This is a genomic window from Arthrobacter sp. P4_H3 (assembly GCF_056400885.1).
The window spans coordinates 1-18,321 of the sequence record NZ_JBFUKK010000028.1; the positions used below are offsets into that span (position 1 = coordinate 1).

An 18,321-nucleotide genomic window follows, 5' to 3' on the forward strand; every position below is an offset into this window, starting at 1 on the left:
AGCCAATCAGCCAATCTCCGGCTTGACCACCAGCTGCGCCCCGCCCGCCGCAGCGCCGGCAATGATGCTGACGGACTCCCCCTGGCTCTTGACGAACGAGTTGATCGCCGGGTTCGGCCCGATGTAGGCGGCATCGATCGCGCCGGCGTTCAGCGCCTCGATCGCAGCCGGGCCGGCGTTGAACACCTGCGTGCTCAGCTTCGTTTCGCCCAGGCTCTTCGCAATGAAGCCTTCCTTGACCCCCACCAGGGCAGGAGCATGGGTCACGTTGCCGAAGAAGCCAAGTTTCAGCTCGGCCGCGGGGGCGGCGGCCGCGGCGGCCGCCGGCTGTGATTCGGTGCCGCGGTTGAGGTTTGACGCCACGACCGCGCCTCCGGCGATCAGGGCTACGAGGCCCGCGGCGATGCCGATTCCGAGGGCACGCTTCCGCTTTGGCTTGGCCGTTTGACCCGCAATGATGCGGGTGGATCCTTCGGGGTTCTGATGCGATGACATGGGGATTCCTTCAAGAGTGGGGCAGCCCGGTATAAGGGTCGCCGCCGGACAACAGTCGAGGGGACGGAGGCTCGCGTCGGCAGTCTTTTGCCGCCCTCCGTGAGGGGCCAGCTGCTGGGCCTGTTGCTCTTGTGGAGCTTGTCCGGTGCCCCGGTCCCAGCGCTTGGATTGAGATTACGGTCCGGCATCCGGCGGAAACAATGCCCCGCGACTCCTGCGTTCATGGGCAGTAACGGGGTGACCCGCAGCGTCATCTGCGGCCCTGAAAGGCGGTGCTGAGCGCCCGAAGCGTCACGCGGCGTCACGCGGCGGTTCACGTGGGCCGCGGTCACGATGGCCTTTGTGACTGTCAGCCAAGACCAGGTGTTTTGAGTCAGAGGACAGGCTGGCGGTTATGTGCTCACGCAAATCTGCGGACGTTGCGGGTGGAGGAGGCGGGGCGGCATTTTGGAGCCGCCCCGCCTCAGCCGCGCTCGCCCCATCCTGCGCCCGTCTTTCGGGCTACCTGTTGCGATGGAAAGCAGGACCAGGGTTCACGCATGCCGGAACTGAGTCCGGCGGTCGTCGGGGTTTTGTGGCGGTGATGTCGCCCGAACTGTGCCACTGGTTCAGCGGCGGGAACCGTGGTTGGTCAGCGGCTGTTGCAGTGCTGTTTCTCGGAGAAGCTGCAGACGAAGTGTGCGCGCTGTTTCCATGTGCTCTCGGGCGATTTTTCCGGCGGCATCGCTGTCCTGCTGTTCGATGGCCTGTATCAGGGCCTCGTGCTCGTCCAGCGATTCCACCCAGCGGTTCCCCGTGGAGAGGGTGGACCGGGGTGCGTGGATGAGGTGTGTTGACAGGCGGTCCAGCAGGTCCCGGAGGACGGGGTTGTGTGCGCAGTTCCAGATGGCGGCGTGGAACTCCAGGTTGGTGGTGATTCTGGTGTGGTCGTCCGGTTCCTGGAGTTGCCTGTCTCGCTGCAGCAAGGCGTCGAGCCGCATGAGGTCGGGGAACTGCCGGGATCGGGCGGCCTGTCGTGCTGCCTCTTCTTCGAGGAGGATGCGCATGTCGTAGATCTGGATGACCTGCTGCGGGTCCACCTGGGGAACCTGCAGGCCCCTGGCTACCCGCTCAAGGAGGCGTTCCTGCTGCAGGCGGGACAGCGCCTCCCGGACGGGTGTCCGGGAGACGCCGAAGCGGGTGGCAAGCGAAGTTTCTCGAATGGCGGTACCAGGCTGGTGCACTCCGGACAGGATTTCGCTGCGCAGTGTCTGGAAGATGTTCTCCCCGTCGATGCGTGGGGTTGCTGAATCCGTCACTTGGCTGGTCCTTGAGGTGTTGGAGTGGTTGTTGCTGGCCGCTTGTTCGAAAGGAACTTTACGCCAGAACGCCCGCGCGCCGGCCGAAGACGCATCCTGCAGCAAGGCCGGTGCCCCCCGGGTAGTTGATGCTGAATAGGCCGCCGAGCATTTCACCCGCCACGAACAGGCCTTCGATGTGCTTGCCGTCCCCGTCCAGGACGCGGCCATGGGTGTCCGATTTGATGCCGCCGAAGGTGAAGGTAATCCCGCACGTGACGCCGTAGGCGTAGAAGGGTCCGGTTTCAAGGGGGGCGGCCCAGTTGCTCTTGACCGGTTCGGTCGCCGCTGCCCGGCCGTCCTTGATGGTGGGATCGAACGGGACAGCGCGGTCGATCGAATTATTGAAGTCCGTCACGGTCTTGGACAGGCTCTCCGGGTTCAGGCCGATCTTGACGGCCAGTTCCTCGATGGTGTCCGCGACCTCCACGGAGATGCCGGGCATGTCGTATTCCTCGCTGCGCAGCATCGGGCGGAGGGTTGCATCGAAGATCTGGTACGCCACTGATCCGGGCTGCTTCAGGATTTCCTTGCCGTACTTGGCGTAGGTGTAGTTCCTGAAGTCCGCGCCCTCATCCAGGAAACGTTTGCCGTCGGTGTTCACAATGATGCCGAACGGGTAGCTCTGCCGGGTCAACCGGTTGGTGAGTTCACGGTTGCTCTCGTTGGTGGCCGTGAAAGCGTCCCACTGCACGCTGTGGCAGGTACTCCAGTCGCCGCCCTTGGTGGCACCGATCGCCAGCGCAGCAGCGATCATGTCACCGGTGTTGTACGGGGTTCCCCGGACCTTGGCGTTCTCCCAGCCTTCGCCAAGGTGCTCCCGCCGCCACTGTGGATCGGATTCAAAACCGCCCGCGGTGAGAATCACTGACTCTGCCCTCAGTCGCAGTTCGCCTTCAGCGGTTTTAACAACGACGCCGGCAACGCGCCCGCTCTCGACGATGAGGCTTTGCGCCGCGTGGCCATAGCGGACATCGATACCCAGCTCCGAGGCGACCCGCATGTGGTCCTCGATCAGGCCCTCGCCGCCGCCCACGTTCCCCACGTGCAGTCCGCCCCAGAAGAGGTAGGACCCGTCCGGACGCTCATAGGCCTGACGCTCGTACATCAGGCGGTACTTCAGGCCCAGGCCATTGAGCCACCGAAGCGTGGACTGGCTTTCGGCGATGAGAACTTCAGTCAGCGCGGGGTCGTTCCGGCCTTCGGTCACCTTTTCCAGGTCCGCTGCATATTCCTCGGCACTGTAGGGGGGAACAACAGTGCGGCCGTGCCGCTCATCCGGTTCCACGAGGCCCTGCAAATCTTCGAGACCGTCGTGCGCGATCCGCGTGGCACCGGCGGTGTAGAAACTGTTGCCACCGGCCATCTCCTTCTCGCCCTTTTCCAGCAACACGACGCGCCGCCCGCGTTCCGCCGCGGCATGTGCCGCCGTGAAACCGGCATTACCGCCGCCCACCACAATTACGTCAACGCTGTCCGTGCTCCGGGGTCCGGCTCCATTACCGATAGACATTGGCTGTCCTTTCACTGGTTAGTGAATCCAACTGTATACAAACGTATGCAATCGGCGCAAGAAGGTTTTTTACAAACCAAACTTGCCGGTGACCGCCATCACATGTATAACTGTATTTCATTGTGTACAACAGTATGCGGATCGGTACCGGCAGTCTGTGTCACCGCAATTACGGCTGAGGCTCCGGCCCAGCAGAGGACTTTCGCACCGCCCAACAACGTCGTTACGGAACGAGAACCATGAAAAACCCCCTACGAAATGCCGTCTTCGGCCTGGTCGTGGCCATCGTGGCAGCGCTGGCGTTCCTGAATGCCGGCACCGCCGGCGGAACGAGCACGGCCCGGAACAAGCTGACACTGATAGCCCCGGCAGCACCTGGCGGCGGATGGGACGGCTTTGCCCGTGAAGGACAGCAGGCGCTCAAGAGCGGCGGCGTCGTCAATAACGCCCAAGTGGTCAACGTTCCCGGAGCAGGCGGAACAATTGGTCTGAGCCAGTTCGTTCAGACCCCCGGCCGCGAAGACGCCCTCCTGGTGACCGGTGGAGTGATGGTGGGGGCCATCGAACTCGGCGACAATCCGGAGTCCATGGCCGACGTTGTTCCCATTGCCCGGTTGGCCGATGACTACGCAGCCCTGGTGGTTCCGGCCGACTCCAAGTTCAAAACACTGGATGACTTCCTGGAAGCCTGGAAGAAAGACCCGGGAGGAACCTCGATCGGCGGCGGCTCCCTGGGATCCATCGACCATCTCCTCAGCGCAAAGGTGGCAAAAACCGTCGGCATCGATCCTCAGGACGTGAACTACATCGCCTATTCCGGTGGCGGCGAAGCCCTGACCTCCCTCCTTTCCCACACCACCGCTGCCGGCATGTCCGGCTACAACGAAGTCAGCGACCAGATCGAAGCGGGAACCCTCCGTGCCCTGGCCATCTCTTCGGAAGAGCGGCTCGAGGGTGTGGACGTTGCCACGTTCAAGGAACAGGGTGTGGACGCATCCATGTCCAACTGGCGTGGAATTGTAGCCGCGCCCGGCATCACGGACGAGGCGAAGGCGGAGTTCATCAAGATCGTCACCGAGATGCGCAGCAGTGCCCACTGGCAGGAAGCACTGAAGCGCAACAGCTGGACGGACACCTTCACCACCGGCGAGGAATTCGAACAGTTCATCAACAACGAAGTTGCAACGGCCCAAGAAATCGTAAAGGACCTCGGCCTATGAGCCTCACCCAGCATCAGTCGGAAGCAGGACCCGCCACGGAGCCACACGGAAAACCTAAGCCCCGCTTTGGAACCGGCCGCAGCGAATTCGTGGTCGTCGTCGTGCTTTTCGCAGTGGCCATCTTCCTCACCGTCGGCACTGTCACCATGCACGTCCAAGGCAAATCAGCCCCGGGGCCGCAGTTCTTCCCTATCATCGTGTGCGTCATTCTCTACCTGGTAGCCACCCTGCTCGCCATCCAGATCCTTCGCTCACCGCAGGTTCCGGACAACTCCATCCACCCCGGACACGGGCAGTTCTCGGCGGACATGCTGCACGACCTCGGTCACCTGGGGAAGGAAGAGGATGAGGCGTATGACGATGCGCCATCCAAAACCCCGGCCAACACCTGGAAAACCTACTCGGACTGGCGGACGGTCGGCTTGATGCTGGCCGGCGTCGTGGCCTTCGTCGCGCTGCTGGAACCGCTGGGCTGGATCATCAGCGCGACGATGCTCTTCTGGGTTGTTGCCTACGCCCTCGGCAGCCGTCGACGATTCTTCGACATCGGCGTGGGCCTGCTCTTTTCCTCAATCATTCAACTGGCCTTCGGCGCCGGGCTGGGCCTCAGCCTGCCCTCCGGCTTCATAGGAGGGATCCTCTAATGGAACAACTTGAACTCCTCATGGGCGGCTTTGCCAGCGCACTGACCCCGATCAACCTCCTCTGGGTGCTGATCGGCGCCCTCCTGGGCACCGCCGTCGGCGTCCTTCCGGGACTTGGCTCCGCCATGGCGGTGGCCCTGCTGCTGCCCGTCACATTTTCACTCGAACCCACGGCAGCGTTCATCATGTTCGCCGGCATCTACTTCGGCGGCCTCTTCGGCGACTCCACGTCAGGAATCCTGCTCAACACACCTGGCCACTCGTCGGCCATCGCGTCCACCTTCGAGGGTCACCGAATGGCCAAGAGCGGGCAGGCCGCCAAGGCGCTGGCCACCTGCGCCATCGGCGCCTTCATCGGAGGCCTGATCGCCACCACCCTGGTGGTGTTCTTCGCGCCGACCCTGGTCAAAATGGCCACCGTCTTCGGGCCGGCCGAGTACTTCGCCCTGGCAGTGTTCGCGTTCCTGGCCATCTCCGCCGTCGTCTCCGAATCCGTGATCCGCGGGATCGCGGCGCTGGGGATCGGTCTGGCCCTGGCCCTCGTCGGAATTGATGGCCCCAGCGGCACCGCCCGCTTCACCCTGGGCATGCCCCAGCTCTTCGACGGGATCTCCGTTATCGTCATCACCGTCGGGCTCCTGGCACTCGGCGAGGTATTCCACATCGCCTCCCGCATCCACCGCGACCCGATCGCCACCCGGATCGAAACGAAGGGCCGGGCGAGACTTAACGTCGCAGACTTCAAGAAAGCCCTGCCTGCCTGGCTGCGCGGCACCGCCTTCGGTGCCCCTTTTGGGCTCATCCCCGCCGGCGGCGCTGAAGTGCCCACGTTCCTGGCCTACGGAACCGAAAAGCAACTGGCCAAGCGCCGAAACGATCCGGAATTCGGCACCACCGGCTCAATCCGCGGCCTCGCAGCCCCCGAAGCCGCAGCCAACGCCACCGCCGGCACCGCCATGGGTGCGCTGCTCGCACTCGGCCTGCCGACTTCGGCCACCGCAGCGATCATGCTCGCAGCATTCCAGCAGTACGGCATGCAGCCCGGGCCCCTGCTCTTCGAGCGAAGCGGTGACCTGGTCTGGGCGCTGCTGGCCTCACTGTTCATCGGTCTGGTGATCCTGGTCGTGATCAACATCCCGTTTGCCTCCGTCTGGGCCAAGCTGCTGAGCATCCCCAAGCACTACCTGTACGCCGGCATCACCGTTTTCTCCATGCTCGGCGTCTACGCGGTCAGCTCCGCAGTTCTGGACCTGTGGCTCCTCATTGCCATCGGGCTAATCGGATTCCTGATGCGCCGCTACAACATCCCGCTCGCGCCCGTTCTGATCGCCGTAATCCTCGGACCCATGGCCGAGACCGAACTGCGCCGCGCGCTGGCAGTCTCCGAAGGTAACCTGGGCATCCTGGTGGACAGCCCCATCACCATCACCCTCTACGCGGTCCTGGCCGCCGCCCTGGTCCTCAGCGCCGTCCAACACGTCCGCCACCGGGTCAGTCGGAAAGTCTAGTCACCTGACCCCACCAAATGAGAGCCCCTGCGTCTCCATTGCCTCCACGGGCCGTTGAGTTGCAGGGGCCTCCCAATTTCCGAGGTGGCCCGCCGGCCGTCCGCCCGACCTGTACGTGGCCGCCGTTTTCGGGGCCGCCCGCTGTCAGGGCACAATGGAAAGCATGACCCTTACGACCTTCGCCCTCGTCCGCCATGGCCAGACGGACTGGAATGCGCAGCGCCGGCTGCAGGGTTCCACCGACATTCCGCTGAACGACGTCGGCCGCGGCCAGGCAAGCGACGCCGTCTCCGTCCTGTCCGGCCACGATTGGGATGCCATCGTGTCCTCGCCGCTGAGCCGTGCCGCGGAAACCGCCGACCTGATTGCCGCCGGGCTCGGGCTCAGCGTGACCAGGCGCGTGCCGGCGCTTACCGAGCGCAGCTTCGGGCCCGCGGAGGGACTGCAGGCCGGCCCCGAATTGGACGCACTGCGGACGCCCGGTGGTTTCCGCGGCGCCGAAAGCGAGGACGAGGCAGCCTCCCGCGGGTTGGGCGCACTGGAAACGCTGGCCGAGGAGTTCCGCGGCCGCCGCGTCCTGGTTGTCGCCCACGGCACGCTCATCCGGGTCACTCTCAGCCGCGCCATCGGCCGCACTCTGCAGAGCATCGACAACGCCGCGCTCAACCTGGCCCACCACCATGCCGTAGATGGCTGGCAGCTCGAATACTTCAACGGCGAGCGGGTTGTGGCCGCCGCCCAAGGCTGACCGTACCGGGGTCCTACTACCCGGGCCGGTAGGCCCTCAACTAGGGCTGGTAGTACCCCTCCGTCGGCGCGAATCCCGCACGGTCCACCTTGCGGTGGTAGTGAACTCCGGCGATGCCGCCCAGCACGGCGCCGAGCAGAGCTGATGCAGCCACGGCTATGGCTGCGATGACGCCGCCCGTACTCAGCTGGCCGTCGCCCACGGGGAAGCGGAGGAAGCTATTGAGCGTGGCCAGGACACTGGGTTGCCCGCCACCAACAATCGCCACCAGGGCCAAACCTGCCGCCAGGATCACAGTCCACAACCACACCATGAGCCCCTGGCCGATGCCGTTGAAGCGCGCCATCCGTCCTGCGACGTAGCCGCCCGCAAAATAAGCGAGGAACGGGATGGACACGAGCGTGATCGAAGCTGCCACGCCACCTGATGATGCCTGGCCGGCTTCCGCGATAAGGTCCGTGCCGGCCAGGAAGCCGGCCCGGCCGGCCGCGGTAACCACGGCGACCAGCACAACAGCAATTGCGGTCGCGGTGAGCCAGCCGAAGAAGGCCGAGCCGATCTTGATGCCGCCGAACCGCTCCTCTTCGCGGGCAACCACGGCTTCACGGATAGCGGCGGCAGGGTCTGCAGGAAAGAAACGCTCCACCGGGCCGCCGGTGTCCTCAACGTAGCCGGTGTCATCAACGTACGCGGGGTCCTCCAATGCGGCGTCCTCGGCGTAGGGGACGCCGCCGTCGGATTCTTCGTAGAAGCCGTCGTCAACTCCGCGGGCACGAGCGCTGCCATCCGCTGGACCCGGAGTTTGGGGAACGTCATCTCCCGCTCCGTGGCGACCCCGCTTGCCTTCAGGCTCACCTGCGCTGCCCATCACGCGTCCTCGCTTTCATGGTCTCCGCTGCGCCTACGCTGCCGGTGACTATGACCCAACCTAGTCGCCTCCGGTGCAGCTCGCGAGAGGCTTTCGGCCTGACCTGGACTTCGTCTGCGCTCCGCGCATTGTTCGCAGGCGCAGCGTCAGGCGCCGGTCTCAGGCAGCCTTTCGCACCTTATGGTTGCCGTCCGAACGGGACCGCGATGCCGAGTTTGCCGTCGGCTTGCTTCTGGCCGCTACGTGGCTTCCCTGGGCAACAGTGGTGTCCCCATGCAGGCGGACCCCGTGGGCGATCACGGCACCGGCCCCGATCCGGGAGTGGCTGCCGATATGGACCCGGTTACCGACCACGGCTCCCGGCCCGACGTACACGGCGTCACCAATCACCACCCGGTGGCCGATACGCGCCTGCCGGTCGATCCAGCTGCCCCCGCCGACCCGGCATCCCGACTCCACCCGGGCGCCGGCCTCCACATAGGCACTTGAGCTGATGAACGACGTCTCGTGCACCTCGGCGCCACGCCCGATCAGACCGCCACCGTTCGGGTGCCGGTGGTAGGTGATGACCTTCCCGGCGTCGTCTTCAACGGTCTCGATTTTCCTGCTCATTTACCTTCCTGTCAGTCCGGAGATACGTACCATCAGACACTCCTTTTAACACCCGAAACGCGACCAGCATTCCACGCAGGAATTTGCCCCGGGCCGGCCAATCTGCGGAACATGTTGGCCGCCCAAATGGTTATTTACACAAAGGGCTCAGGCTTCCCACAAGGAGGTGCAGGGTGACCGCGAACGGCAAATATCTGTCAGGACGCCGGCCCCAAGATGGTGTTTCCGGCGCCGGGTACGTGGAGCGTGCCGGCGCCCACCCGTGGCGCCGGTACGTTGCTTTGGGGGATTCGTTCACTGAAGGAGTGGGCGACCCTGACCCGCGGAGTCCTGGTGGAGTGCGCGGTTGGGCCGATCGCGTGGCAGAGGAACTGAGCACCGGTCATGAGGACTTCGCGTACGCGAACCTTGCCGTCCGCGGCCTGCTGCTGGAGCAGATAATGGACCTGCAAGTTGCGCCGGCGTTGGCCCTTCAGCCGGACCTGATCACGCTTTCGGCGGGAGGCAACAACATGGTTTTCCACGGCGGTGATCCGGACAAATTGGCTGACAGGCTCGACGCCGGTGTGGAGCTTTTGAGTTCTTGCGGCGCCACCCTGGTGCTCTTCACCGGGCCCGACTGGAGGTCAACGCCCGTCCTGGGCCGCAACCGGACCAGGGTTGCCGTCTTCAACGAGAACATCCGCTCCATCGCGTCCCGGCATGACGCCGTGGTTGCCGACCTATGGGGCCTGAGGACGCTCAGGGACCCGCGGATGTGGGACCAGGACCGGCTGCATCTCTCCCCGCTGGGCCACCACTCCGTGGCCATGATGGTGCTGGACACGCTTGGTGTCCCGCACCGGCTCCGGCCGCTGGAACCCGGGGAACTGCCGCGTGGCAGTTGGCCCCAGGCCAGGGCAGGCGACCTGTTGTGGGCTCGCCGGTACCTCCTGCCTTGGGCCTGGCACCGGCTGCGGAAACGGGCGGCCCTGGAAGAACTGAGGGCAAAGCGCCCCACTGCGGCCCCTGTGAATAGCCTTGGGCAACCTGCCGCCGCGATGGAGGACTTGAGCCAATAGGCAGGCATGTGAGTGGCGGGAGAGCCCTGCAGACGCGCGAGGTCCGCGGCGGAGGCCGACTGCCCAAAAACGCTCCGGGCGTAGAGTGGAACTGATATCTCATTCGTTTTGCCAAATTAACCGGCCTAACCAAACAGACGTCATCAGGGGAAGCACCTGAAGACTGGTGAAGCTGTTCCTGGCACTGTCTGCCGAGGAGGTGAACAATGGACAGATTGAGCCGGCGCAAGGATGCCAGTGATCGTATCCTCAAGATCGCGTCGGACCTGTTCTCCGCCGAAGGCCTGTACCAGGTCGGCATCAACCGCATCATTGCCGAGGCCGGCGTGGCCAAGGCGACCTTTTACAGGCATTTCCCGACACGGGATGATCTGGTCCTTGCCTATATCGATGAACTGGGCCTCGGCTGGGCAGCGGATTTGAGGCAGGCCGCAGGTCCGTTCGCAACACACCCCGCCGACCAGCTGCTCGGCATGTTCGACGCCATTTCCCGGGACGGGCGCCCCGGCGACCAGCGCGGTGCTGCGTTCCTGCGGGCCGCGGCCGAGATCCGTCCCGGCACTGCTGCGCACCTGAGGATCGCCCTGCACAATGCGCGGGTCCTCGACTGGGTCACGCGGCTGGCCCGCCAGACAGGTGCAGAAGACCCTGACGCACTGGCCCGGGCGCTGGCGCTCATCCTTGAAGGGGCACAGGCATGCGGAATCACGTCTCCAGACTCCGATACGCCTGAGATTGCCCGGGCCGCGGCCCGGCAGGTCATCCGCTCCGCCATGCCCCGTCCCCGGCAGGCCGCACGGTCGCAGGTCGCGGCCGCCCGGAACCCCGCCTGAGGCGGAACCCAACCGGAGGCCACCTGACGCAGCGACGTGCCCGCATGGCGCCGTTCTCGCAGACACCGCAGACACCGCGAAGGCCGGGCGGCCAAGCCGCCCGGCCTTCGCCGGTTCACCCAGGAAGCAGCGTCAGCCGCGCAGGTCCTTCCCCTTGGTTTCGGGAAGGCTGAAGACGAACGCCGCGCTGACCAGCAGCAGCACCACGGCGTAGATGTTGAACAGGCTGGGCAGCTGGAGCGTGGTGCCAAGCCACTGCTGCAGGTACGGCGCGGTTCCGCCGAACACTGCGACGCAGATGGAGTAGGGGACGCCGACACCCACGGTGCGGATGCTGGTGGGGAACAGTTCGGCGTAGACGGCCGGAACAATGGCCGCGCTGGCGGCGATGAAGATGAGCATCACGGACATGCCGACCGCCAGCTGCCACGCGGAATCCTTCAGCAGCCAGGTCATCGGGAAGTGCATCACGGCCGAGCCGATGGCGCCGGCCCAGAGGACCTTCTTTCGGCCGATCCGGTCGGACAGCTTGCCCCAGAACGGCAGGGCGGCAATGAAGACGATGTTGCCGATCACGCCGGCCCAAAGCGCTTCGCCGCGGTCGATCTTGAGGGCGGTCGTGGCGTAGCTTGGGGCCACCACGCCCCAGATGTAGTAGATCACAGTCAGCCCCACGGTCAGTCCGATCACCTGGAGGGCCTGCTTGCGGTGCCGGACGATCTGGGGCCAGATGGGCGCCCGTTTCTCCGTGGCGGACTCGCCTTCGAACACGTCCGTCTCGTGCAGTTTCGACCGCATGATCAGGGCGTAGAGGCCCATGGCGGCGCCGACAAGGAACGGGATCCGCCAGCCCCAGGCGTTCATCACCTCGGTGCTCAGCGCCATGTTCAGGACAGCGCCCAGGAGTGTGCCGAAGAGGATGCCCACGGTGCCGGACGTGTAGATCAGCGTGGCCCAGAACCCCCGGTGTTCCCGGGGTGCCATCTCGGAAAGATAGGTTTGCGACGACGGCAGCTCTCCTCCGTGGGCCAGGCCCTGGACCAGCCGGGCCACCAGCAGCATGAGGGATGCCCACGCGCCTACGGCAGCGAAGGTGGGCGCGATGCCGATCATCAGGCTGCCCAGGGAGGCCAGGCCTACGGCCAGGGTCATGGACGCTTTGCGGCCGATCCTGTCCCCGATCCAGCCAAAGAGGAAGCCGCCGAAGGGACGTGCCACGAAGCCGACGGCGAAGATCGCCAACGTGGATAGGACCGCAGACGCCGGGTCCGCCTTGCTGAAGAGCTGGCTGGCGATGAACGGCGTAAAGGTGGCGTAGATGGCCCAGTCGTACCATTCGACGGCGTTACCGATGCCGGTGCCGATGATGGTCTTCCTGGTGGCGGTGCGGGCCGCGAGCTGCGGGCTGACGGTGGTTGTCATGGTGTTCTCCAGGGTTCTCAGGACCGGGCGGCCAGGGTGGCGATGCGGGAGAGTGCCAGTTCGGCGTAGAGTGCGGCGCCGTCGGCGAGGACGCCGTCGTCGAAGGTGGCATAGGGGGAGTGGTTGAACGCTGCGGCGACATGGTCGGCACCAGGCGGCACGGCGCTGAGGCCGATAAACGTGGAGGGGACCTCGTTCATGACGCGGGAAAAGTCTTCCGAGCCGCTCAGTGGCGTGGCGAAGCGGGTGTGCCGGCCTTCGCCGAACAGCCCGCGGATCACGTCCTCCGCGGTGTTGGTCTCGTCCACGTCAGTGACGCTCAGCGGGTACTCGGCACGGTATTCCACATCCACATCCAGGCCGTGGGCGGCGGCGATGCCCTTGAGCAGCGCGGGGATCGAAGTCATCATCTTCTCCCGGGATTCCTCGGAGAACGTGCGCACGGTGGCTTCGATCCTGGCGGTTTCGGGGATGATGTTCCGTTTGGTCCCGGCCTGCAGGACGCCCACCGACAGCACCACGGGATCGAACATGTTGAACTGCCGGGTGATCATCACCTGCAGCGCGGTGACCATCTCCGCCGCCGCGGTGACCGGGTCCTTGGCCGAATGCGGCGCCGAACCGTGGCCGCCGGCCCCCAGCACAGTGACGAATAGCCCGTCTGAGGCACTCAGCATGACGCCGGGCCGCGTGCAGAACTTCCCGTGCGGTTCCAAAGCGGAGAACACGTGCATGCCGTACGCGGCATCCACGCGCCGTCCGGCGGCGTCCAGGACGCCTTCGCGGATCATGTGGCTCGCGCCGTCGAAGCCCTCCTCACCCGGCTGGAACATCAGGACGACGTCGCCGGCCAGTTCGTGCCTGCGCTCGGCCAGGAGCGTTGCGGCTCCGGCCAGCATGGCGGTGTGGAGGTCGTGGCCGCAGGCGTGCATGGCGCCTTCGATCTTCGAGGTGAACTCGGCGCCGGTCTTTTCCTGGACCGGAAGGGCATCCATGTCCGCGCGGAGCAGGACCGCCGGCTTGGCGGGAGAACCGTGTGGTGCGCCGCCGCGCAGGACCGCAGTGACCGACGTCGTGCTCTCGCCGAGGGTGATCTCGTACGGCAGCCCGTCCAGCGCCTTCAGCACCTTTTCCTGGGTCCGCGGAAGATCCAGGCCGATTTCCGGCTCCTGGTGCAGCTGGTGCCTGAACCTGGCGAGGTCCCCCTGCAGCTCCTTGGCGTCGGTGATGATCGGCATGCGTGCTCCTGATCTGTCGGCGGGCCGGCAGCGGTTCCGCGGCCCAGGTCTCCAGTCTGTCGTGACATACTTCACAGGCAGCCAAATGGCTGGAAAAATGCAATCAAGGACTATTAAGCGCAGGATTCACGCAACATGGACGGGCGGAGGAAGGGATAAATGGAACTCAGCGAGGAGGACCTGGCCCTCATCAACGCCCTCCAGATTGCGCCGCGGCTGAGCTGGTCGGACGCCGCCGAAGTCCTGGGCGTTCATGCGACCACGCTGGCCGCTCGCTGGGAGCGGCTGCGTTCCGCCGGGGCGTCCTGGGTCACCGCGCACCTGATGGGCGATCCGCAGCAGATGTGCCTGGCTTTTGTGGACGTGGAGTGCGAGATGCACCGCCGTGATGATGTGACGGAGGCCCTGGCGGCGGTGCCGGAGATTGTCACCGTGGAGGAGGCGGCCAGCAACCGCGACCTGATGCTGACGGCGATCACGCGGTCGCTGGACGAATTCGGCACCGCCGTGGCCGCGCGGCTGAAGGACATCGACGGGCTCGTAAAATACCAGACTGCCCTGTGTACGCGGCTGCACACCGGCGCCTACTCCTGGCGGCTCAACGTCCTGGACCGCGCCCAGGTGGCGGCGCTGCGGGCCAAGGCAGGACCTGAGGCAACGGGTTCCGCCCCGCCGCTGTCCCTGCGGGAGCCACTGCCAGCCAGCCACCTGGATCTTTTGCCGTTCCTGGCCCGCGACGGCCGGGCGACGGCTGCGGACATTGCCCGCGCCCTGGGACGGCATCCGGCCACGGTCCAGCGGCAGCTGAACCGCGTGCTGGCCAGCCGCGTGCTGTCCTTCCGCTGCGAGATCGCGCAGAAGTATTCAGGGTTCCCGGTGACGTGCCAGTGGTTCGCAAATGTTCCGCCCGGCCAGCATGATGCCGCGGCGGCCGAACTCCGGGGGTTCCGCAACGTCCGGCTGGCCGCCTCCACCACCGGGCGGACCAACTTTGTGATCATCATGTGGCTGCAGTCGGTGGCCGATGTCCTGACCGAGGAACTTGCGCTGCAGCAGCGGATCCCGGGGATTGAACTCGTGGAGAGCGTGGTGATGCTCAGCAGCGTCAAGCGGGTGGGCTGGATGCTGAACCCGGACTCGACGGCGACCGGCGCCGTCGTGCCTTCGGTGGGGTTGGGCCTTTCGTCGGGTTGAGCCTTCCGTCGGGTGCGACCGGACGCCTAGGCGTCCGGACCTTCGGAGGCCGCGGCGCCAGGGTCTCCGGTGTAAGGGTCGCGTGAGTCGGGTTCCCAGCGCCGGGGGCCCGTGCCGCCGTCGCCCAGCGTGTCCTGCGGGTTCTGCAGCCGGCAGGCCTTCAGGCTGAGGCAGCCGCAGCCGATGCACCCGTCCAGGTCGCGCCGCAGATGCTCCAGGGCGGCGATGCGCGCGTCCAGTTCCGAGCGCCACAGCCGCGAAAGCCGGGACCAGTCGCGCTTGGTGGGGGTCCGGCCTTCAGGCAGGGAATCCAGGGCCGCCCGGATCTCCTTCAGCGGGATGCCGACCCCCTGGGAGACCCGGATGAACGCGACACGCCGCAAGGCGTCGCGGCGATACCGCCGCTGGTTTCCGGAGGTCCGTTCGGAGGAGATCAGGCCGCTGCGTTCGTAGAAATGAAGGGCCGACGGCGCCACCCCGCTCCGTTCGGACAACTCACCGATGCTCAGGGCATGGTGTGCTCCGCCGGCAAGCTGTGGCATGCTTCCCCCTAGGGTTTCCCGAACGCTGTAACCGAACGCCGAGCGTCATTTCCGCATCCCGGGCGGCACCTTGACCTCAACCTTAGTTGAGGTCCTACGGTAACGTCCATGACTATTGATCAGGCCACCACCGTGCAACGAAGCGCCCCAGCATCCGCCCCGGCGACCGCAGGAATCCTGCACCGCCACTATCTCCTGGTGACGTCAGGCGCGTGCGCGCTGGTGTTCCTGGCCGCCTTCGAATCCCTCGCGGTGACCACCATCATGCCGCTGGTCAGCCGTGAGCTGGACGGCGCCGGGCTCTACGCCCTGGCCTTTGCCGGCCCCCTCGCCACGGGTGTGATCGGCATGGTGGCGGCCGGCAACTGGTCGGACCGCCGCGGGCCGGTCGGGCCGCTCTACGCGTCGGTGGCCATGTTCGTGCTGGGCCTGCTGATCGCCGGCACCGCGGGAAGCATGGCCGTCCTGGTGGCCGGCCGGCTGGTGCAGGGACTGGGCGGCGGCGCCATGACCGTGGCCCTGTACGTTGTGGTGGCACGCGTCTACCCTCCGGTGCTGCACCCGAAGATCTTCGCCGCCTTTTCCGCGGCCTGGGTGATTCCGTCCCTGGTGGGCCCCTTCGCCGCCGGAATCGTGGCGCAGGCGGCAAGCTGGCACTGGGTCTTCCTGGGCGTGGTGGGGCTGGTGGTTCCGGCACTCCTGATGATCGTGCCGGCGCTGCGCGGGCTGCACGGCCGTCCGGCAGCGGTAGAGGCGTCCGCAAAAACTGACGGGCCGGAAGCTAGTGCGAATCCCAAGCGGTGGTCCTACGGCCGGCTCGCCTGGGCTGCCCTCGCGGCGCTCGCCGTTCTCGGGCTGAACCTCTCCGCCCAGTTACCGGTGGCCGGCGGCGCGGTGGCCGCGGCCGCCGTCGTGATTGCACTGGTCGCGGTGCGCCCGCTGGTGCCCCGCGGCACCCTGCTGGCCCGGCGAGGGCTGCCGAGCGTCATCCTGGCCCGCGGGCTGGTCTCGGCGGCGTTCTTCGGAGCGGAGGTCTACCTGCCATACCTGCTGGTGGAGCGCTACTCCTATTCGCCCACCTTCGCCGGGCTGACCCTCACGTTCGGTGCCATTGCCTGGGCCGGAGCCTCCGCGGTCCAGGGCAGGCTCGGTACGAAGCTGAACCACCGGCTGGCCATCGTGATCGGTTCCGCGATGGTGCTGGCCGCCGTCGTCCTTGCCCTGGTGACCACCGTGCTGGGGTGGCCGGCTGCCGTCGCAATAGTCGGCTGGATCTTCGCCGGCGGCGGCATGGGGCTGATGTATCCGCGCCTGAGCGTCATGACACTGGCCATGTCCACGCCGGAGACGGAGGGTTTCAACAGTTCCGCCATGTCCATCTCCGATTCCCTCGGCGGCGCGCTGGCCCTGGCCACCACCGGGATTGTGTTCACGGCCTTAACCGCAACGACGACGGCGGGCGGGGTGTCGGGCGCCTCCTTTGCGGGAGTGTTCGCCCTCACGGCCGCCATCGCCGTCGTCGCTGTGGTTGTGGCGCCGCGGGTTGCGGCGCGTCGAACGTCCTAGCTCATGGTGCTGACTTTTGCTTTGTCCGAATCAGACTCAGCCTTCCACTCTGCGATCCGTGCCTGCTGGAGCGGCGTCTTTCGGTTGAAGTGCCAGGCCGCGCCCAGGATCAGGAACCAGAGGGGCGCCACGAACAGGGCCAGGCGGGTGTCGTCGGCCTGGGCAAGCGCCACGAGCATAAACACGAAGAACGCCAGCACCACGTAGGGCATGAAGGTGCCGCCGGGCATCTTGAAGGCGGATTCTGCGTGCAGTTCGGGCCGGCGGCGGCGGAACACAATGTAGCTGACCAGGATCATGGACCAGACGAACATGGTGAGCACCGAGGCGACCGAGGTGACCACGGTGAAGGCGCCGATGACGGAGTCGCCCGAGTAGAGCAGCACCAAGCCGGCCAGCAGGAAGATGCAGGAGAACAGCAGGGCGTTCTGCGGAACCTTGCGGATGCTCAGCTTGCCGAAGGCCTTCGGGGCGTTGCCGTCCTGGGCCAGGCCGTAGACCATGCGCGAGGTGGAGTAGATGCCGGAGTTGGCGCTGGAGGCCGCGGAAGTGAGGACCACCAGGTTGATGACCACTGCGGCGATGCCCAAGCCGGCCAGGGTGAACATGCCGATGAAGGGGCTGCTCGCGGCGTCGATGCTCCGCCACGGGTTGACCGCCATGATGACCACCAGCGCGCCGACGTAGAAGAGCAGGACGCGGATGGGGATGGAGTTGATGGCCCGCGGCAGGTTCTTCTCGGGGTCCTTGGTTTCGGCCGCTGCGGTGCCCACGAGTTCGATGCCGGCAAAGGCGAAGATGGCGATCTGGAACCCGAGGATGAAGCCGAACATGCCGTGCGGGAACATGCCGCCGTCGTTCCACATGTTGGCCAGGTTGGCCACAGCGCCGTTGGGGGAGGTGAAGTTCGTTGCGATCATCACGATGCCGGTGCCGATCAGCGCTACGATGGCCACCACCTTGATGATGGCGAACCAGAACTCTGCCTCACCGAAGGCCTTGACGGTGGGGAGGTTCAGCAGGATCAGCACCACGGGGGTGAGGAGCGCAGGGATCCATAGCGGGGTGCCGGGGGCGAGCTTGTCCACGTAGCCGGCGATCGCCACAATGTCCGCCACTCCGGTGACAACCCAGAAGAACCAGTAGGACCAGCCGGTGAAGAACCCGGCCCACGGACCCAGGAGGTCTCCGGCGAAGTCGCTGAAGGACTTGTAGTTCAGGTTGGAAAGCAGGATTTCGCCCATCGCCCGCATCACGAAGAACAGCATGAAGCCGATGATCATGTAGACGAAGATGACGGAAGGGCCGGCGAGGGAAATGGTCTTGCCGGAGCCCATGAACAGGCCGGTTCCGATGGCGCCGCCGATGGCCAGCAGCTGGATGTGGCGGTTGCTCAGAGCTCGGGCAAGGTGCGGTTCCTGGCTGTGGCCTCCGCTGGTTGGTTCCGTTGCAGTGTTCCTGGCAACCGTTGTGGTGCGTTCAGACATCAGTGCTCTTTCCTTGTCACAGGCGGACTGCGT

At 65.8% G+C, this 18,321-nt stretch carries 16 protein-coding genes and 1 pseudogene; 8 read left to right on the forward strand and 9 right to left on the reverse strand.

The window, feature by feature from the left end; all coding sequences use genetic code 11:
* Positions 1 to 12 precede the first annotated feature (12 nt).
* The 3 genes and pseudogenes from AC1DRE_RS23055 to tcuA form a co-directional block, all read right to left on the reverse strand.
* Positions 13 to 495 (reverse strand): annotated as a pseudogene (locus AC1DRE_RS23055) (ABC transporter substrate-binding protein); the annotation flags it as partial.
* Between the two features lie 608 nt (positions 496 to 1,103).
* Positions 1,104 to 1,793 carry a GntR family transcriptional regulator gene (locus AC1DRE_RS23060; RefSeq protein WP_476986812.1) on the reverse strand — a complete coding sequence of 230 codons (690 nt, stop codon included), beginning with the start codon at positions 1,791 to 1,793 and terminating at the stop codon, positions 1,104 to 1,106.
* Positions 1,794 to 1,851: 58 nt separating this feature from the next.
* Positions 1,852 to 3,345, reverse strand: a complete 1,494-nt coding sequence (gene tcuA / locus AC1DRE_RS23065; RefSeq protein WP_476986813.1) for an FAD-dependent tricarballylate dehydrogenase TcuA — start codon at positions 3,343 to 3,345, stop codon at positions 1,852 to 1,854.
* 239 nt (positions 3,346 to 3,584) lie between these two features.
* Between tcuA and AC1DRE_RS23070 the strand changes: the two genes are divergently transcribed.
* The 4 genes from AC1DRE_RS23070 to AC1DRE_RS23085 all read left to right on the forward strand — a co-directional run bounded on the left by AC1DRE_RS23070 (position 3,585) and on the right by AC1DRE_RS23085 (position 7,465).
* Positions 3,585 to 4,565, forward strand: coding sequence for a Bug family tripartite tricarboxylate transporter substrate binding protein (locus AC1DRE_RS23070; RefSeq protein WP_476986814.1), 981 nt, complete (start codon positions 3,585 to 3,587; stop codon positions 4,563 to 4,565).
* The gene (locus AC1DRE_RS23075) at positions 4,562 to 5,209 is read left to right on the forward strand and encodes a tripartite tricarboxylate transporter TctB family protein (protein WP_476986815.1); all 648 of its coding nucleotides are present in this window, start codon (positions 4,562 to 4,564) and stop codon (positions 5,207 to 5,209) included. Before AC1DRE_RS23070 ends, AC1DRE_RS23075 begins: the two co-directional genes overlap by 4 nt.
* Entirely contained in the window at positions 5,209 to 6,717 is a 1,509-nt protein-coding gene (locus AC1DRE_RS23080) for a tripartite tricarboxylate transporter permease (RefSeq protein ID WP_476986816.1), read from the forward strand. Before AC1DRE_RS23075 ends, AC1DRE_RS23080 begins: the two co-directional genes overlap by 1 nt.
* Positions 6,718 to 6,880: 163 nt before the next feature.
* The gene (locus tag AC1DRE_RS23085) at positions 6,881 to 7,465 is read left to right on the forward strand and encodes a histidine phosphatase family protein (protein ID WP_476986817.1); all 585 of its coding nucleotides are present in this window, start codon (positions 6,881 to 6,883) and stop codon (positions 7,463 to 7,465) included.
* A gap of 40 nt (positions 7,466 to 7,505) precedes the next feature.
* On the opposite strand, the gene AC1DRE_RS23090 is transcribed toward AC1DRE_RS23085, so the two are convergent.
* Both AC1DRE_RS23090 and AC1DRE_RS23095 read right to left on the reverse strand, forming a co-directional pair.
* A complete protein-coding gene (locus tag AC1DRE_RS23090) occupies positions 7,506 to 8,333 on the reverse strand; it encodes a hypothetical protein (protein WP_476986818.1) in 828 nt (275 codons plus the stop codon).
* Between the two features lie 159 nt (positions 8,334 to 8,492).
* Positions 8,493 to 8,945, reverse strand: coding sequence for an LbetaH domain-containing protein (locus AC1DRE_RS23095; protein WP_476986819.1), 453 nt, complete (start codon positions 8,943 to 8,945; stop codon positions 8,493 to 8,495).
* A 173-nt stretch (positions 8,946 to 9,118) separates the two neighbouring features.
* On the opposite strand from AC1DRE_RS23095, the gene AC1DRE_RS23100 reads away from it, so the two are divergent.
* On the forward strand, positions 9,119 to 10,006 hold the full coding sequence (locus AC1DRE_RS23100) for an SGNH/GDSL hydrolase family protein (RefSeq protein ID WP_476986820.1): 888 nt from the start codon (positions 9,119 to 9,121) through the stop codon (positions 10,004 to 10,006).
* A 206-nt stretch (positions 10,007 to 10,212) separates the two neighbouring features.
* Positions 10,213 to 10,839 (forward strand): TetR/AcrR family transcriptional regulator, encoded by a 627-nt coding sequence (locus AC1DRE_RS23105; protein ID WP_476986821.1) that lies wholly within the window; start codon positions 10,213 to 10,215, stop codon positions 10,837 to 10,839.
* Positions 10,840 to 10,971: 132 nt separating this feature from the next.
* On the opposite strand, the gene AC1DRE_RS23110 is transcribed toward AC1DRE_RS23105, so the two are convergent.
* Both AC1DRE_RS23110 and AC1DRE_RS23115 read right to left on the reverse strand, forming a co-directional pair.
* Positions 10,972 to 12,261, reverse strand: coding sequence for an MFS transporter (locus AC1DRE_RS23110; protein ID WP_476986822.1), 1,290 nt, complete (start codon positions 12,259 to 12,261; stop codon positions 10,972 to 10,974).
* A gap of 17 nt (positions 12,262 to 12,278) precedes the next feature.
* Positions 12,279 to 13,499, reverse strand: coding sequence for a M20 metallopeptidase family protein (locus AC1DRE_RS23115; protein ID WP_476986823.1), 1,221 nt, complete (start codon positions 13,497 to 13,499; stop codon positions 12,279 to 12,281).
* A gap of 159 nt (positions 13,500 to 13,658) precedes the next feature.
* Here AC1DRE_RS23115 and AC1DRE_RS23120 point away from each other — a divergent pair, with 159 nt between their 5' ends.
* A complete protein-coding gene (locus tag AC1DRE_RS23120; RefSeq protein WP_476986824.1) occupies positions 13,659 to 14,693 on the forward strand; it encodes an Lrp/AsnC family transcriptional regulator in 1,035 nt (344 codons plus the stop codon).
* Positions 14,694 to 14,719: 26 nt separating this feature from the next.
* Here AC1DRE_RS23120 and soxR read toward each other — a convergent pair whose 3' ends face one another.
* Entirely contained in the window at positions 14,720 to 15,235 is a 516-nt protein-coding gene (gene soxR, locus AC1DRE_RS23125) for a redox-sensitive transcriptional activator SoxR (RefSeq protein ID WP_476986825.1), read from the reverse strand.
* Between the two features lie 108 nt (positions 15,236 to 15,343).
* Between soxR and AC1DRE_RS23130 the strand changes: the two genes are divergently transcribed.
* Positions 15,344 to 16,801, forward strand: a complete 1,458-nt coding sequence (locus AC1DRE_RS23130) for an MFS transporter (protein ID WP_476986826.1) — start codon at positions 15,344 to 15,346, stop codon at positions 16,799 to 16,801.
* On the opposite strand, the gene cycA is transcribed toward AC1DRE_RS23130, so the two are convergent.
* Complete coding sequence (gene cycA / locus AC1DRE_RS23135) at positions 16,798 to 18,288, reverse strand: D-serine/D-alanine/glycine transporter (RefSeq protein WP_476986827.1); 1,491 nt, start codon at positions 18,286 to 18,288, stop codon at positions 16,798 to 16,800. The two genes, AC1DRE_RS23130 and cycA, sit on opposite strands and share 4 nt — an antisense overlap.
* Positions 18,289 to 18,321 lie beyond the last annotated feature (33 nt).